The sequence below is a fragment of the Chryseobacterium culicis genome, from assembly GCF_002979755.1.
In the GTDB taxonomy this organism is placed as follows: domain Bacteria; phylum Bacteroidota; class Bacteroidia; order Flavobacteriales; family Weeksellaceae; genus Chryseobacterium; species Chryseobacterium culicis_A.
This window is the reverse complement of the sequence record NZ_PCPP01000001.1, coordinates 354,086-370,714: the sequence shown is the minus strand read 5'-3', so window position 1 is coordinate 370,714 and position 16,629 is coordinate 354,086. Positions and strand designations below refer to the sequence as shown.

General features: G+C 37.3%; 11 protein-coding genes. 5 read left to right on the top strand and 6 right to left on the bottom strand.

Going from position 1 to position 16,629, the window contains the following annotated elements:
- Nucleotides 1-79: 79 nt before the first annotated feature.
- From CQ022_RS01780 to CQ022_RS01765, 4 genes are read left to right on the top strand one after another with little or no spacing between them, the layout of a single operon-like run.
- Entirely contained in the window at nucleotides 80-2,875 is a 2,796-nt protein-coding gene (locus CQ022_RS01780) for a TonB-dependent receptor plug domain-containing protein (RefSeq protein WP_105682630.1), read from the top strand.
- Between the two features lie 21 nt (nucleotides 2,876-2,896).
- Nucleotides 2,897-4,117: a DUF4876 domain-containing protein gene (locus tag CQ022_RS01775; RefSeq protein WP_105682631.1), complete on the top strand. Its 1,221-nt coding sequence runs from the start codon at nucleotides 2,897-2,899 to the stop codon at nucleotides 4,115-4,117.
- A 1-nt stretch (nucleotide 4,118) separates the two neighbouring features.
- Nucleotides 4,119-5,633: a DUF6850 family outer membrane beta-barrel protein gene (locus CQ022_RS01770; protein ID WP_105682632.1), complete on the top strand. Its 1,515-nt coding sequence runs from the start codon at nucleotides 4,119-4,121 to the stop codon at nucleotides 5,631-5,633.
- A gap of 7 nt (nucleotides 5,634-5,640) precedes the next feature.
- Complete coding sequence (locus CQ022_RS01765) at nucleotides 5,641-6,780, top strand: cytochrome-c peroxidase (protein ID WP_105682633.1); 1,140 nt, start codon at nucleotides 5,641-5,643, stop codon at nucleotides 6,778-6,780.
- Between the two features lie 109 nt (nucleotides 6,781-6,889).
- Here the strand turns inward: CQ022_RS01765 and CQ022_RS01760 are convergent, their stop codons facing one another.
- The 6 genes from CQ022_RS01760 to CQ022_RS01735 form a co-directional block, all read right to left on the bottom strand.
- Nucleotides 6,890-9,253 (bottom strand): patatin-like phospholipase family protein, encoded by a 2,364-nt coding sequence (locus CQ022_RS01760; RefSeq protein WP_105682634.1) that lies wholly within the window; start codon nucleotides 9,251-9,253, stop codon nucleotides 6,890-6,892.
- A 165-nt stretch (nucleotides 9,254-9,418) separates the two neighbouring features.
- Complete coding sequence (locus CQ022_RS01755; protein WP_105682635.1) at nucleotides 9,419-12,106, bottom strand: PD-(D/E)XK nuclease family protein; 2,688 nt, start codon at nucleotides 12,104-12,106, stop codon at nucleotides 9,419-9,421.
- Nucleotides 12,090-12,638 (bottom strand): DUF922 domain-containing protein, encoded by a 549-nt coding sequence (locus CQ022_RS01750; RefSeq protein WP_105682636.1) that lies wholly within the window; start codon nucleotides 12,636-12,638, stop codon nucleotides 12,090-12,092. The genes CQ022_RS01755 and CQ022_RS01750 overlap by 17 nt, the downstream gene beginning before the upstream one ends.
- Complete coding sequence (locus tag CQ022_RS01745) at nucleotides 12,638-13,042, bottom strand: hypothetical protein (protein ID WP_105682637.1); 405 nt, start codon at nucleotides 13,040-13,042, stop codon at nucleotides 12,638-12,640. Before CQ022_RS01745 ends, CQ022_RS01750 begins: the two co-directional genes overlap by 1 nt.
- Nucleotides 13,043-13,105: 63 nt before the next feature.
- Nucleotides 13,106-13,741, bottom strand: coding sequence for a 16S rRNA (guanine(527)-N(7))-methyltransferase RsmG (gene rsmG, locus CQ022_RS01740; RefSeq protein WP_105682638.1), 636 nt, complete (start codon nucleotides 13,739-13,741; stop codon nucleotides 13,106-13,108).
- 98 nt (nucleotides 13,742-13,839) lie between these two features.
- Nucleotides 13,840-15,177, bottom strand: coding sequence for a M20/M25/M40 family metallo-hydrolase (locus CQ022_RS01735; protein ID WP_105682639.1), 1,338 nt, complete (start codon nucleotides 15,175-15,177; stop codon nucleotides 13,840-13,842).
- Between the two features lie 232 nt (nucleotides 15,178-15,409).
- On the opposite strand from CQ022_RS01735, the gene CQ022_RS01730 reads away from it, so the two are divergent.
- On the top strand, nucleotides 15,410-16,603 hold the full coding sequence (locus CQ022_RS01730; RefSeq protein ID WP_105682640.1) for a pyridoxal phosphate-dependent aminotransferase: 1,194 nt from the start codon (nucleotides 15,410-15,412) through the stop codon (nucleotides 16,601-16,603).
- Nucleotides 16,604-16,629: the final 26 nt, after the last annotated feature.

Below are 16,629 nucleotides of genomic sequence, written 5' to 3'. Positions count from 1 at the left end.
TCATTTATTTTAAATTATTCTAAATAAAATTAGTAATCTTATTCTGAGCCTGTTACTTTTGCCGAAAGAATAATGCCAGATGGTACATAATGACTCCCGACTTCCTTTGAGGCTCCGATTTTTCAGTTTTCTTATTTTTATCATTACGATTACAGCAGTCAAGTCCCAAAATCTACAGTTCCCAATCAATTTTGAAATAAAAATCAAGGATCAGCCTTTAGAAAAAGGTTCTGAAATCAAGATTTTTGCTCATGAAAACACCTATTCAATAGCTACTGACGAAAAAGGAACAGCCTCAATTCTTCTTTCTCCTGGAAAATATCAAGTTGAAATATGGAAAAATGGGGCTCTAGGACATTCGGGTAAAATATCTGTGACAAAGGCTGAAACTTTCACCCTCCAATTTCTGGAGAAAGTCAATACCATTGAAGAAGTTGTGATTACCGCTAAAGAAGGGAAAGGACTTACCTCCTCCTCTATCATCAACCAGCGGGCAATGCAGCATTTGCAGCCGTCAAGCTTTTCTGATCTTCTGGAGCTTCTTCCCGGTGGAAGATCAAATGATCCGCTTCTTAATCAGGTTAACAGCATCAGTCTCCGTGAAACGGGAAGACCTGGTACAGATTACAATACGTCCTCAATGGGAACTACTTTTTTGGTTAATGGAGCTCCTTTAAATTCCAATGCCAATCTGCAGTATTCTTATGATTTTTTAGATAAAACCAATAATGGGCTCAAGCGAAGACTTAACATAACCAGCGGTGTAGATATGCGAACGATTTCTACAGATCAGATTGAAAGTGTGGAAGTACTTCGTGGAATACCATCTGTAATCTATGGAAATCTGACTTCAGGAATTGTAAAAATCACAAATAAATCCGGATATACAAAATGGAAAGCCAGATTTAAAGCAGACGGCTACAGTAAACTTTTTGCAATGAGTAAAGGTTTTGAAAATAAAGAAAGTGACCTAAAAATCAATGCAGGCCTGGACTATCTGAATGCAAAAACTGACCCAAGAGACCGCCTTGAAAGCTATAAAAGGATAACCGCTCATCTCGCTGTCATAAAAGAGAAAAAATGGGATCACGGAATGGCTAAGTGGCAAAGCAACCTTAGTTATACAGGTTCACTGGATGGTTCAAAGTCGGATCCTGATATAGATTTGTCTGAACTCAATTCTTATGAGGTGAATAACCACTTTTTGAGTCTTTCCAACTTATTCACTTACACTAAAAATGAACCGTCATTTTACCGTTCAACGGAAATTCAGGCAACCGCCAACCAAAGATTCGACAAAATAAAGCAGACCAAATTTATTCAACTGGAAAACGCAATGGCCTTTCCTTTATCCACACACGAAGGAGAATACGATGGTTACTACCCAGAACCCCGTTACATCTCAAATTATACAGTAGACGGAAAACCTCTCGATCTGTTTGTCAAAATGGTTAATAACTTCCAGATCAACTATAAATCGGTAACGCATGAGTTCAATGTAGGATTTGACTGGCAAATGAGTAAAAACTGGGGGAAAGGACAGTTATTTGACGTCTACAGACCGATTGATCCCAAAGCCACATTCAGGCCGCGGGCTTACCGGGATATTCCGGTCTATATGACTTCTGCATTGTTTCTGGAATCTGTAAACTCATTACATGCGGGCCGACATACCCTTATTCTGGCACTGGGATTAAGAGGAAACACTATGATGAATCTTCCTTCTCATTTCAAAATGAATGGAAAATTATATGCAGACCCAAGAGCAAACTTCCAGTGGGAACTTCCTTCTTTTGATTGGATGGATAAAAAAGCAACCTTAGCGTTAACATTAGGATATGGTAAGCAGAGTCTCTTCCCTGATCTCAATCTTCTGTATCCGGAACTCATTTATAAAGATATCCAGCAGCTGAATTATTTTCATAATAACCCAAACTACAGAAGAATTAATTATAAAACCCTGATTTACGACCCTCAGAATCCGAACATAGAACCTGCTGTAAATGAAAAATTTGAAGCAAGGGTTGATTTCAGTCTAGGAGCACATCAGCTGTCTGTTACGGTGTTTAAGGAAAATATGCGCAATGCATTCCGTTCCATGAATGAATATGCTTTGTATCAGTATAAAAAATATGACACTTCAGGACTGAATCATGATGCTATCACTTCTCCGCCGGATGTGAATACCCTTCCTTACCAGACAGTGAATGAAAATTTTCTTTATGCCACCCAACGAAATGGAAGCAAAGTAGACAAAGAAGGTGTTGAATTTCAATATTCCTCCAACCGAATCCCCGTGATCAACACAAGGTTTACTTTAAACGGAGCCTGGTTCCGCACAAAATATGGAAACAGTCAGCCCGTATACAGAGGAAGAGATTTATTGATCAACGGAAGACCTTATCCTTATCTGGGATTATATGAAGGAATGGAGCCTAATTCGGTGAATGAAGTTTTGAATACCAATCTGATGATGGATACCTATATTCCACGTCTGGATCTTGTTTTTTCTTCATCATTCCAGTTTTCATGGTATTCTATGAGGAAAGTACTTCCTATGAACGGAATTCCCAGTCATTATGTGGATCAGAATGGTACTGTTCTCCCTTATAACACGGATTCTGTAAAAGGAACAATTCTGGAAAGCCTGATTATCGCTCAGAATGAGGATCTATACAATACTTCCAGAAGACCTATGGAAATGAACCTCAATATGAAAGTAACCAAAAGCTTCAGAAATAAAACGGTTGTGGTCTCCATGTTTGCGAACAGGTTATTCAGTTATTATACCCCTTACAATATCAATGGATTCACCATTAACAGAAAAGGAGCATACGATCCTTACTTCGGAATGGAAATCAATTTCAATTTATAAACAATTTCAATTCAATAAATTATGTTAAAACATGTATTAAGAACACTGTTCATATTGTGTACAGTGATGGCTATTACAGCCTGTTCTTCAGATTCGAATGAAGCTCTTGAAGCAAAAACTTCATTAAAACTGGAACTTAAAATAATCCCCGAAAATATTCAGGTTAAAGAATACAAAAATCTTACGATAAGTTTCAAAGAGTTAAATTCAGGATTTACCATCACTCAGGAACTTAAAAACACAAACGTTTTGCAGGTTGTACTTCCTTCAGGAACTTACAACATTACTGCAGAAGGAAGTATAGTGTATGCTGACAATTCCAGCTCGATAGAAGCTAAAGTTTCCGGTGTACAGAATGGAATGGTCATCAATGGTAGTGAAACCAGTAAAACTTTGGAACTTGCCTTGAAATCTGGCAACAGCAGTGATCTTATTCTTGAAGAAATCTTCTTTACCGGAACCAAAACCCCACAGGGAGCAATGTACTTTGGTGACCAGTATTTTAAAATCACCAATAATACAGATAAAACGTTGTATGCAGATGGTATGCTTCTGATACAATCCAGTTTCATGACCAATGAAAAACAGGATTACAGCCCGAATATCATGGCAACTACTCTATCTGCAGGTGCTATCATCAGAATTCCGGGAAACGGAACGATGTATCCTGTAAAAGCTGGAGAATCAATTATTATCGCTGAAGATGCCATTAATCATAAAGATTTTAATCCTTCATCCATTAATCTTTCCAATGCCAATTTCCAGATTTTCAAGGAAGACTCTGATGACATTGACAATCCTGCCGTTCCGAAAATGGTGAATGTTTTTGAAAAAATGGTAATTCATACGCAAGGATATTATGCTTATGCTTTGGCACGTATGCCACAGGGAATGACTCATGAAGCATTAGTTGCCCAAAACACCTATACATATACCTACAACCTTACCATCAACGGTGATGTATATCCTATGGACGGAACTGCAGTTAAAATCCCTAATGAATGGATCACAGATGCTGTTAATTTAAGCGTACAGGATTCATTCCAATGGCAGGTAACTTCCCCTTCTTTAGATATGGGATGGACTTCCGTAACCACTTTTGACGGTGATAAAAATCGTTTCGGAAAAGCTGTACGCAGAAAAGTAACAGGGAAAACAATGGAGGGTAAAAATATTCTTAAAGATACCAACAACTCCACAACAGACTTTGAACATGGTGTAAAGCCATCTTTATTTAATTAAAATGAAATATTTTCTTTCCATATCCATCGTGCTGATTTCCTTTTCAGGTGTAAAACTGCATGCTCAGATCAATGATACCATCATAGAGAAAGTACGCGAAGAATATAGCTTTGAAAGGCTTATTAAAAACAGTATTACTCTCAATCCAGCCAGCTATAACGCAGCAAGAAAACACAGCATCACAACGTTTAATGTATTTACTGAAAAAAGCAATACTCCCAGTCAGCTGCAACAAAAAGGGAGAGGTAAAAACCTGTGGGGCGCAGAAGTTTACAGCTTACAGAAGCTCGATGATAAAACAGCTGTATGGAGCAATGCTTCCTATACACAGGGGAAAAATAAGCAGGTGGTATGGAACGAAAATTCAGATTATGACCTTATCTATCCTTATGTAGCAGCGGACAGTGTAGGCGGAGATATGAAATTTGAAAACTACAGTTTTTCAGGAGGCTATTCCAAAAAAATCAATACCTATACTTTGGGGATTACAGGAAGCTATCAGGCAACTTTGAGTTATCGGGATATTGACCCGCGACCGAAAAATACAGCAGCTCATTTTTCTTTGGTAATGGGAGCTGATAAACTGGTACTCGGGAAATTCAGAGTTGGAGCATACGCAAATGCTGAAAAATATACTCAAAAACATTATCTGAGCTTTGTCAGCAATCAGGGATATCCTATGATCTATAATATGAGCGGACTCGGAAATTACAATGAACTGCTTTCCGGAAAACTGCGCCAGGCTTATTACGAAGGCTGGTCTTATGGAGGAGGTTTACAAATTTTTGAAGCTGACAGCAGAAACTGGTATTTGAATATGGGTATTAAAAAGTTCAACCTTGATAAACTCTTGACTGAATATGCAGATCTCAATGCCTCAAAAATTAATGAACAGCAGTTTACCTTTTCAGCCGGAAAATTCTTTAACTCCGGAAAAACAGTCTGGGGAATTTCCGCTGAAGGAAACAGCACAGAAAGAAAAGGAACTGAAAACCTGTTCCTGAATGAGAACTCAAGAAATTATATTCAGATTGGAAGTGTCGAAAAATACAATCACAAGATCAACAGTATAATTTTTAAAGGCCTTATCCAAATGGGCAATGAAAAAACAAAATCATCTTTAATTCCCTTTTTTGAATGGATTCAGGAAAAAGAAAAATACAGCAGTCCGGCATCAAGAATAGAATTAAGTAAACTTATGTATGGAGCAGATTATCAATGGCTGAAAACCTTCAATCATCAACAGGCACTCTCTGTAGTAGCAGGGCTTTCAGCAACCAATGTTTATCAAAAGAATGCTCTGTTCAATAATTCAGGAAAACCAGCCATCAATAGTATGCTTCAGGAAAACTATGCTTTTCAGTCTTCAGATTTCTGGCAGGCAAAACTTGATATTCATTTTCATTTCAGCTTTCCTGTTGTTAAAAATGCTTTTGTAGGAGGCAAGATCATGTACAGTAATTTTAAAACTGGCAGCAATACTTTATTGGCAGTCAGTATAGGAAGTATTTTTTAAACATATTATGATAAAATTTTCAGATCTTAAATTAGTCGCAGTTCTCGGGGGAATTTCCCTTTTCTTTATGCAGCATACTTTTCAAAAGTACAGGGTGGATTATGGAGAAACTGTAGAACAATATAAAAAACCTGTAAAATTCTGGCCAAAACCCACAGTGGATGCAGAAGTGAGCTGGAAAGAATTTGAGGCTATAGACTGGGATTCCAACTATTATGACACTCAGGAACTTCCTGAAGTAATGCTGGGGGAAAAGCTATTTTTTGATCCTAAACTGTCATCATCCAGCCAGGTATCCTGCAGCAGCTGCCACAATCCTGAACTGGGTTGGGGAGACGGCCAGGAAGTAGCATTGGGAACAGACCATTTGCAGGGAAAAAGAAATACACAGTCTCTTTATAATATTGCAGACCGTCATTCTTATTTCTGGGACGGACGAGCTAAAACATTGGAAGAACAGCTTGTAGGACCTATTTCTGCTCATAACGAGATGAATATGAAACCTGAGAAACTTGCCGGAAAACTATCGAAACTTAAAGAGTACAGACAACTGTTTAAAGAAGTATATCAATCTGATAAAATTACATTTGACAAAATAGCAAAAGCTCTGGCAACTTTCCAGAGAACAATCAGAAGCCAGCCCAGCAAACTGGATAAATTCCTGAAAGGTGATTATAAAGCGATGAGTGACAAGGAAATTTACGGAATGCATCTATTCCGGACTAAAGCAAGATGTATGAACTGTCACTACGGAAAAAATCTTACAGATGAATCCTTCCACAATATAGGACTTACCTACTACAAACGGGAATATGAGGATCTTGGGCTGTATCATATCACCAAAAACTCAGATGATACAGGGAAATTTAAAACTCCTTCTCTGAGAGATCTTAACTATACCGCGCCATGGATGCATAACGGACTGATGGACGATCTGCATGGGGTTGTCAGCTTATACAACAGCGGCATGCAGATGATTAATCCTACCCCCGAAGAAAAGAAAGCTGATCCTAATTTTCCGGTAACCGATCATCTGATAAAACCTTTAGATTTGAATGAACAGGAAATGGATGCTATTGTTTCCTTTTTAAAAAGTATGTCCGGAAGCTACTATAAAATGCCAAGACCGGAGATCCCCAGAAAATAGATTAAAAACAGAATAAATAATTGATCTTAATAAACAAAATCCTTTTATCTAAAGTGACGGTTTAGATAAAAGGATTTTTAATACTTTCTAAATTACTCTCAATTATTCTTTAAAACTTGAACCCAATACTGAAATAAATCCTTGAAAAATCAAGCTGGCTGTTTCTGGAAACATTCAGACTGATAGGTCCAATAAGAGATTCATATCCAAGGTTCAGTCCATACCCAAACATATCAAAACTATCATTAAAAGGAGAAAGTTCTTGACTCACTTTTCCATAACTGAACGAAGGGGTAAGGTAAAGTTTTTTCATAATTCTGTACTGAAATGATAGGCCCGCCTTCGCTACCGAAGTCATAGGAAGCTCTTTCTGACGAAGACCATTGAATTCAGGACTTAGCAGATCATAATTATATTCACTTCCTCCCAGATTATACTTTTGGTTCAGGAATAGATACGGAACCTGCCCCTCTTTCTTAGCACTGAAACTTGCTCCCAAAAACACATTGGCCTTTACCGTCAGCCTTCTTGTGATAGGATAGAAAAAATTCTCATTTAAAGTAAATGAAACAAGGTTTTTAGGCTCATAATAATAAGGGTCTTTCGGGTTAAGAATCAGATAAAGAAGAGGCTGTACTGTATTCAGATCATAAAGTTGATATCTGTCACCATAATAAAACCTTGTACTCACCTGAAGATGGTTCCCTTTTGTGGTAAAATATCTTTTATTGAGATTATTCTGTTCAAATTTCAGAAAAGTATTGAAATTACTATGATTGTATAGTTTCTTACTGTAGTTATCTACTTTTGACTGGTCTACTTTATCCAGTAAACTGTACATTCTTTCTGTACTGAATTCTGTTCCCAACGATACATAAGCGTTTGGACTGACATTATAATTCAGTGCAATCTTTCCGGTTATATTACGGTACATATGGTTAGGAAAGCTGTCACTCCCGTCTCCATTTACATCATAAAGTCTGAAATTCAAATCATTACTTTTAAGATGAACCATCTTCGCCTCCAGATCCAGCCATAAACGTTCTCCGCTGTCTAAGAATTGCTGGTAAGCAAGTTTAGCTTTGAAACGTTCTGAAATATCCACTGTTGCCAAAAATCGGGATCTGTTCAGAAGAATGTTTCTGTAAGTATAATTGACAATAATTCCTACGGATTGTTCTGTATCATAGTGCAAGGCAAGTTTAAATGCTCCTTTTTTCGCTCTTTTCACAAAAACATTCATTACAAGACCATCATTTACGTTCGTGTAAGTATAATACACCTTTACATACTGGCGCATTCCGAAAACACGGTCTATGGCTTCGTTAACTGTTTTTGCATCGTAATACTTCCCTTCTGTAAGTCCCATCTGCCTTTTCAGTACTTCAATCTCTGCAGCATCGGCAATAGGAGTTCCATCTTCTTCGTTAAAAGTAAATTGTGTCGTAGGCAGTTTTACCTCTTCAATCATGGTATGCTCATACTTAATACCCAGTTTCCTTTGAGCTTCAGCCAAAGCTACAAACTCAGGAAGGTGCTTTCTCGCTTCAATCTCTCCTATTCTGATGATCTTTCTGAATTTGGCGAAATCCTTCGTTGTAATCTCTCCCAATGGATCCACAAAGTCTACGAGGATGTTAGAGAGCTCCTTTTGATGTTTAAAATCTTCCACAGAACGGATGGCATGCGTCTGATAAATCATCTTCATTGGATTTTCAATCTCTTTTTTCGTAAATAGCCTGAAACCGGTATACCCTCCGATCACAAAATCCGCACCCATCTCACGAACCTCATTCGCAGGATAATTACGATCCAATCCGCCATCTACCAAAAGTTTCCCATCAATATAAACGGGAGCAAAAGCTGCAGGAATAGCCAATGTGGAACGAATAGCTAAAGGTAAAGAACCCTCTTTCTGCATCACCAGACCTCCGTTTTCAATATCGGATGAAGTAAGCTGAACGGGAATTCTTAGTTTACTGAAATCATTGATGTGTTTGGCATTAAAGGTAAGTGTATTCAGTACTTCACCCATGTATTGCCCCTCAATATAAGAGCTTGGAAGTGTAGGAATTCCCTTCACTACGGGAAATTCCAGAATATATTTATCGTATTCGTCTTTTTCGCTGATATTAACTTTACTGTAAGGAATTTTATTACTCAAAATCCTGTTCCAGTCCATTTTGTAGACTGTATGCTTCAACTGGTCAGCATTATATCCCATTGCATATAAACCTCCAAGGATTCCTCCCATACTGGTTCCCGTAATGTAATCTACTTTGATTCCCAATGAGTCTATCATTTTCAGAATTCCAATGTGGGCAAATCCTTTCGCTCCGCCACCACTGAGAGCCAGACCAAATTTAGTGTCTTTGGTTACCTTCTGAAGAGCGATATTCAGAGAATCATTTTTTTTCTGAGATTTGACAATAAAAGGAAATGCAATAGCTAAAAATATCAGTTTTTTTTTCATTATAATTCTTTGTGTATCCTGTTGAAACTTTAAAGGGTTATTAAGAAGTAAAGGTACAGAAAAAAAGACTCGTATTATCGGCACTATCAACAAAGTAAATAATTCTATTTCAGCCTATCCATGAAGAATAAACACAGATATACGCTCCATTAAAATTAAATTATTTTAATATGTTTTTATTGTTTCTACGAAATTAATATCCGGATTCAGGATTTCAAGAATAAGACTTTTGACAGATTTCATGGCATCATCAATATCCCCTTTGTCAAACTGCAGGGAAACCATTCCCTTTTTAGCATCGGCAAAACTCCATATCCCAGTCTCAATGGGGAATCCCCAAAACTCGGGAAGATGCTGTACAACGTAATGGTAAATACAAAGCTGAAGCGCCTGCTTTCTGTCGCTGTTATGGAAATATTCGTCTACATTATCCTGATCAATTTTCACATTAAGGTTTTTAATCTTTGCTGTTTTATAATCAATAATTCTTAATGTACCGTTAAGTTTATCAATTCTGTCAATGAATCCGAAGAAAGAAATTTTATCATTCCCATCGAGAGCAAAATCTATGCTTTCAAACCTTCTTTCAATATCAATTATTTCCAGTTTGTTCCCCTGTTTTATCAGCTCAAGATCATGATTAAGAACATTTTCAATTACCTTTTTAGCAATGGCTTTATGAATATAGTTCATCCCTTTTTCATAGAATTCCGGCTGATGCTTAAGCTTCTCAATAGCAATATTTATATATTGATCTATCGCTTTAACTGAATTACTTAAATCACTTTCTTTTAAAACCTTACCCTTTAACACCTCATACACTTCTTGAAGTGAATAATGCACTAAATTCCCATAATTCTTTATTGACAATTCTTCTTCTATTTCATCTGTTTCCGAAGTATTTAAAATCTTGGAAAGGTAGAAATCAATAGGATTATAGAGATAGCTTGTAAGGTGGGAAGCAGATACTTTTTCCTTCCATTTCTGAAGACGTTCCTGTACAGTCTGGGTCTTGATGATTTCGATGGGTTTGGTAGCAATAGGCTCGGAAGAATTTTCAATAATCAGGTGTTCAATATCATGAGAACTCTCCATTTCAATCTGAGTAATAAAGCGGCTTTTCTCACCGGTATTTACTCCTGAGCTTAAAGCATTGTACAGCAAATGTACATTCTGCGCATCCTGAATCAATCTGTAAAAGTGATAGGCATAAATGCTGTCATTCTCAAGGAAGGTGTGAAGATCAAAGAACCTTCGGATATCAAAAGGAATATAAGTATTCTGGGAGTTTCCAAGGGGAAGTTTTCCTTCGTTTACGGAAAGCAGGATAACGTTTTCAAAATTCAGAAGACGGGTTTCCAGCAATCCCATGATCTGAAGTCCTCTCAAAGGCTCTCCCTGGAAGTCAATACTTTCAGAATTGATATGCTGGTTGATCAGAATTTCCAGCGTTTCCATTTTGATTTCAATATTGTATGGAGTAAGCTGATTTTTGATAATTCTGAACGCATTTTCAAAGTGAGAGACATTCTCATACTGAATATCATCTATTTCAAGCCATTTCACCTGTTGGCAGAACGCAATAAGCATATCCAGATAGATATTGGTACTGGCAGCTTTCTGAAGAAGTCCATAATAAGACAGTCCGCTCAGCAGTTCATGCAAAAGCTTATGAGAGATATACACAATATTCCTCTCTTCTACTTTGGCTTTAAACTCATTGATGATAAGCTCGTCTTCCACAGATTTTGGCAGTTCTTCCAGAATCGGAAAAACATCTCTGTAATAGTAGGAGGATTTATTTTTTTCCAGCTGTTTCTGCAGATAGAAAAGACGTTTTACCGCATTGGAGAATGATAAGTTTTTTAATGGAAATCCCATTGTAATATTCAAATTATCAACACCATGCATCACATCAAGACTTGCCGGAAGCAGATTTTCATCCAGCAGTACTACCGCAGTATTGGAATAAGTTTTATTATTGATTTCTTTAAAGATCTCAGGCAATACTTTAGTCTGGGTTACATTCCCGGACACTTCGTATACCTTAATTTTTTTAGGTTGATTAAAATCATCTTCTATCCACTGGAAAGCTCTGTTATCATCAAACTCTTTCCATGTTTTATGATTTCTAAGAAATTTTCCGGCTTCCTGCCTTTCATCATCGAAATAATAGCGGTCTGCCTGAAAGAAACATTGGGCTTTATTCCACTGCAAAAGACTCCTTACCAACTTTTCCTCTACCGGAGTAAAGGCATTGAACCCGCAAAAAATAAACTCTTCTTTGGTATTTTTGGCAAAATCAACAATCTTGGCTTTAGCAGCTTCATGGATCATTCCGGAAGTAGCCCAGTTTTTTTCCTGCAGTCTCTCCTTGAGGACAGGGAGAAAAACATTCATATTCTGCCAGAAATTAAGGAATTTCTTTCTTGGGACATCATCATCCTCACCAAGATCCTGAGCCCATTCTTTGATCCTTTCCTCATCAAACATATACTGTAATACCGCCTGATCACTGTCTGAGAATTTGAGAATATCATCCCAGTCCTTCTGCAATGTAGGAAACCATTTCAGAAAATCTGAAAAATCATCTCTCGGAATAAGATTCAGGCTTCTATAGACATCAAAAGAGAAAAGCCACAGCGGAATACCCTGAATCGGCTGGTGATCGGCAATTGTATTGATGAGTTCCTCAATCGTAAAAAAGTTGGGAAGAAACCCTGAATAATTATTTTCTTCCAGAATCTGTCTGATAAACACAATGGGACGTTTTCCGGGCAGAATGATGTTAAACGCAGAAAGATCCGTGTTTTGCGCCAGCAGTTCGTGGATGATTTTATTGAGGAATTTCAAAGGCTTGATAGCTTTTTAAGTTGTCTAATTGTTCAGCAATCGAATCGTTATATTCGGACTGTTTTTCTTTATCAATTCCATGACGGGTTTCCCTGTCATAGGCCATCTGGAAGTTTTTATACTCATCCGATATCCCGTCATAAATTGCTTTGAAATATTTGTTGTAGTCTCCTGAGTTTTTAATTTTTTCAGCAACTGCTTTTCTAAACTTTCTCACAAATAATTCTGCAATATCAAAATGTTTTTGTTCATGCAGCAGGATATAATCATCCATTCTTTTGGCATCCTTCCAGGATTTCTCTTCATGAAAAACGGTTTTAATCGTCATCGTAACCGGAGCCTTTGGATCAGAAGATTTTACAGAATAAAATTCCCATCCACAATGGGTATACGCTGCTACATCCGGATTTTTTTTCTTACTGACCGGACTTTTGAAATTATCCCAAGTCAGTCTTTTACCTTCCTGCCATGTAATTTTCTGTCCGAATACAGCCTGAGCTGCCAATAAACACAATACAAAAGTCAACCTCATTATTCTACTACAATTGTTTTGGTAATCCAATTATTTCCTCCATTCCAGAATTTAAAAGTATAAGTACCTTTTTTCTGCGGGCTGAAATTGATTTGATTCACTCCTACGTAATTTCCCTGTTTACAAGGTCCGTTAGTGATATATTTATAGGAAGTAACTGTTCTTTCCAGGTTATTATTGTAAATATAATCATATCCGTAAAAACCCTCACAGTGGGACGGATAGGTGGAATAAGTCTTTATGCTCTGTATCGCAAAAACGCTCATGGTATCATTAACCATTTTTACGCTGTCTATTTTGATTTTATCAATAGACTCGATGGTATGGTAATCATCATCATTACACGAAACCAGAAGCACGCCAAACACGAATACTGAAAATCCAATATTTAAAAGTTTTTTCATAACCTTTAATTTTCTGATTATTAACCAATATTTAGCAAAAATTATTCCTTATTTACATAAAAATCAGGAATTAAAATTACCTTTTGATACATAAACTACTTTTTTAGTATCAAAAAATTCTTCATCAAAATAGTGTTTAAGATTGAAAATTTCACATTTAATTCCGGCCAGTTCTTCTGCAAGATCACCACCTTTTAAATATAAAATCCCGTTATGTTTAGGGTTAAACTGTTCTTTTTCAAACTTACCTTTCAGCCATCTTAGGAATTCCGGCATCTGGGTCACCGCTCTGCTGACTACAAAGTGGAATTTTTCTTTCAGTTTCTCAGCTCTTCCATGGATAGCCGTTACATTGGTTAACCCTACTCCATCCGCTACAGCCTGTACCACGCTGATCTTCTTTCCAATAGAATCAATCAAAGTGAATGTGGTTTCAGGAAACAGAATCGCTAAAGGAATTCCGGGAAAACCTCCTCCGGTTCCGATATCCAAAACTTTAGTTCCGGGAGCAAACTCCATCACTTTTGCAATTCCCAAAGAGTGCAAAATATGTTTTTCATACAGCGACTCCATATCTTTTCTGGAAATTACGTTGATCTTTTCATTCCATTCATGATACAGATTTTCCAATTGAGAAAACTGTTCTTTCTGTTTTTCAGTAAGATCCGGGAAATATTTTAATAGTAACGATGCAGACATGTGAATTATTATAAACCGCAAAAATAAGTTTTATTTCTCTTGTATTCAAATCTACTTTTCCTGATCCGGTCGTCTATTCCACTTTTCTGCAAAATCCATCATTTCGCAATTCCCGGAATTACAGGCACACCGAGGTTTCCAGAATCGCTGATGGTCTGTACAGCAAAAATATAATTATCCTTCGATAAAGGAACTTTAATGGAAAGTGCTGTTGTAAATATTTTTTTCTGCCATACCGCACTATCCGTCTCCCGAGCCAGCACATAATATCCCATTGGCGTTCCGGATAATGGCTTTTCCCAATGAAGCGTTGTGGAATTGGTCAGTTCTTTAACATCCATTTCTACCTTTTCAGGTTTTGAAGTGGATTTTGCAAGGTTCGCCAAAACCGCAATATTGGCCGCAATATTTTTCTTCAGATATTTAAAATCTATAAATTCCGGAAGATCACCATATTGTTTGTTATTTTCCACTCTGATATCCTGATGCTGATGATCATAATTTTCATAATATTCGGTAAGTCTTACAGAAGGAAATCCATTATTAACAAAGCTGGTATGATCGCCTCCACGCAAAAATCTGTCATTACGGTAGATCAGTTTTATTTCAAGTCCTTTAACATATTGTTCTGTGATTTCTTTGATATATCTTGCCAGCTGTCTGGATTCGCTATCATTTTCAAAACCCAGATTCCTGATTGTCATTGCTTTTTTATCCAGATCTTTGTAAGGCATACCTTCACTGAATACACGAAGTGTCCGGGTATTGATCTCTCCTGTTTCACCCGCTTTGGGATTACCAATCATATCATTATTCAGAACAGCTTCCAGCTGCAGATTTTCTCTTTTTATTTTTTCTGCCAGCTGTCTGGAACCCAATAATGATTGCTCTTCACCGGAAAATGCCACAAAAATAATGGATGCCGGAAAAGAAGATCTGCTCAATATTCTGGCAGATTCTATAACAGCACTTACTCCACTGCCGTCATCATTAGCTCCTGGCGCTGCTGAAGTCCTGTTCATGACATCCGTTACCCTTGAATCCAGATGTCCTCCGATCAGGAAAACTCTTTTATCGTTTGGATCTGTTCCTTTCAGAAAAGCAACTGCATTCCCAAGATTAACTGTTTGATCGATTCTCTTTCCGTCCGGCTGAATATCTTCCTGCTGAAGGTATACTTCCATTCTGCCTCCGGAATTTTTGGCGTAATCCTTGAATTTTTTAATCACCCAGTTTCTTGCAGCTCCTATCCCTTGTTTGGGATCATCTGTCGCACTTAAAGTATGTCTGGTTCCAAAACTCACCAGTTTACCGATATAAGATTTTAGGGAGTCTTCATTCACCTGCGTTACATATTTTTTCACTTCAACATCCTTTGAAGGCCGCTGAGAAAAAACAGAACATGAGATCAGTAATAAAAAAACAGAATATTTCATGGGATAGGTCTTAGATCGTTTAAAGATACAAAACCCAAAGCTTAAGAAGTATTTTTTATTTTGATTATACTCTTTACCAACTAATATTTACCCAACTGCTCAAAAAGGATATAATGATTTCGAAACAGGGTAAATTTGGTTAAAACCTGACAAAAATCTTCAAAGCAACCCCACTTTTATTACCCTCACAAGACGTTTTTATTATATATTTGTTAAAATTCAAAAAAATACAATGGACAAACTTTCAGATAGAGTAAAAAGATTAGGATACTCCCAGACATTTGTAATGTCAAACAAAGCCAGAGAAATGAAAGCCAGCGGAATAGATGTGATCAGTTTAACTCTTGGCGAACCGGATTTTGACGTTCCGGACAATATCAAACAGGCCGCTTTCGATGCTATCAATCAAAATTACAGCCACTACTCTCCTGTTCCCGGATTTCTGGAATTGCGTGAGGCTATTGCTTATAAATTAAAAAGAGATAATAACCTGGAATACAAACCTACCCAGATCTGTGTTTCAAATGGGGCAAAACAGGCTATTATAAATGTTCTGGCAGCCATTATCAATGATGGTGATGAAGTTCTTCTTCCCGCTCCTTATTGGGTAAGCTATGATGAAATGGTAAAAATGATGGGTGGAACTTCCGTGATGCTTCCTACCTCTTATCTTACTGATTTTAAAGTGACCGCAGAACAGCTGGAAGAAGCTATTACAGAAAAGACAAAAGCTGTACTTTTCAGCTCACCGTGTAATCCTTCAGGAGGATATTATACGTATGATGAATTAAAATCCATTGCAAAAGTGATTGCCAAATATCCTCAGATAACGGTAATTTCCGATGAGATTTATGAATATATCAATTACGAAACTAAAACCACTTCTATCGCTCAGTTTCCTGAAGTTTATGAACAGACAGCCGTAATCAACGGAATGTCAAAAGCATTTGCTATGACCGGATGGAGAATCGGATACTCTGCATGCCCGGAATGGCTGGCAAAAGCTTGTGAAAAAGTACAGGGACAGATGACCAGCGGAGCTAATACAGTGGCACAGAGAGCTTCTATTGTTGCCCTTAAAACAGATCCTTCCGAATACAGATATATGATTGATGCCTTCAAAAAAAGAAGGGATATTGTCTATGACTTAATCAAAGAAATTCCAGGATTCAAGGTGGTGCTTCCAAAGGCTGCCTTCTATTTCTTCCCGGATATTTCACATTATATCGGAAAAACCCTGGATGGAACAGAAATTAAAAACTCTGATGATTTTGCGATGTTCCTTCTGGAAAACGCTCATGTGGGCTGTGTGGGTGGATTCTCTTTCGGAAGCCCTGAATGTATCAGGTTCTCTTACGCTGCTTCTGAGGAAGACCTAAGAGAGGCTATGAAACGAATTAAAAACTTATTGGAGAAATTCAATTAACAAACTAATAATCAAAAATAAAACAC

What these genes read in the sequence shown, in the direction of transcription:
- rsmG (WP_105682638.1), bottom strand. Translation starts at nt 13,741, where the DNA reads ATGTCTGCATCGTTACTATTAAAATATTTCCCGGATCTTACTGAAAAA.
- CQ022_RS01765 (WP_105682633.1), top strand. Translation starts at nt 5,641, where the DNA reads ATGATAAAATTTTCAGATCTTAAATTAGTCGCAGTTCTCGGGGGAATT.
- CQ022_RS01780 (WP_105682630.1), top strand. Translation starts at nt 80, where the DNA reads ATGGTACATAATGACTCCCGACTTCCTTTGAGGCTCCGATTTTTCAGT.
- CQ022_RS01745 (WP_105682637.1), bottom strand. Translation starts at nt 13,042, where the DNA reads ATGAAAAAACTTTTAAATATTGGATTTTCAGTATTCGTGTTTGGCGTG.
- CQ022_RS01760 (WP_105682634.1), bottom strand. Translation starts at nt 9,253, where the DNA reads ATGAAAAAAAAACTGATATTTTTAGCTATTGCATTTCCTTTTATTGTC.
- CQ022_RS01750 (WP_105682636.1), bottom strand. Translation starts at nt 12,638, where the DNA reads ATGAGGTTGACTTTTGTATTGTGTTTATTGGCAGCTCAGGCTGTATTC.
- CQ022_RS01735 (WP_105682639.1), bottom strand. Translation starts at nt 15,177, where the DNA reads ATGAAATATTCTGTTTTTTTATTACTGATCTCATGTTCTGTTTTTTCT.
- CQ022_RS01775 (WP_105682631.1), top strand. Translation starts at nt 2,897, where the DNA reads ATGTTAAAACATGTATTAAGAACACTGTTCATATTGTGTACAGTGATG.
- CQ022_RS01730 (WP_105682640.1), top strand. Translation starts at nt 15,410, where the DNA reads ATGGACAAACTTTCAGATAGAGTAAAAAGATTAGGATACTCCCAGACA.
- CQ022_RS01770 (WP_105682632.1), top strand. Translation starts at nt 4,119, where the DNA reads ATGAAATATTTTCTTTCCATATCCATCGTGCTGATTTCCTTTTCAGGT.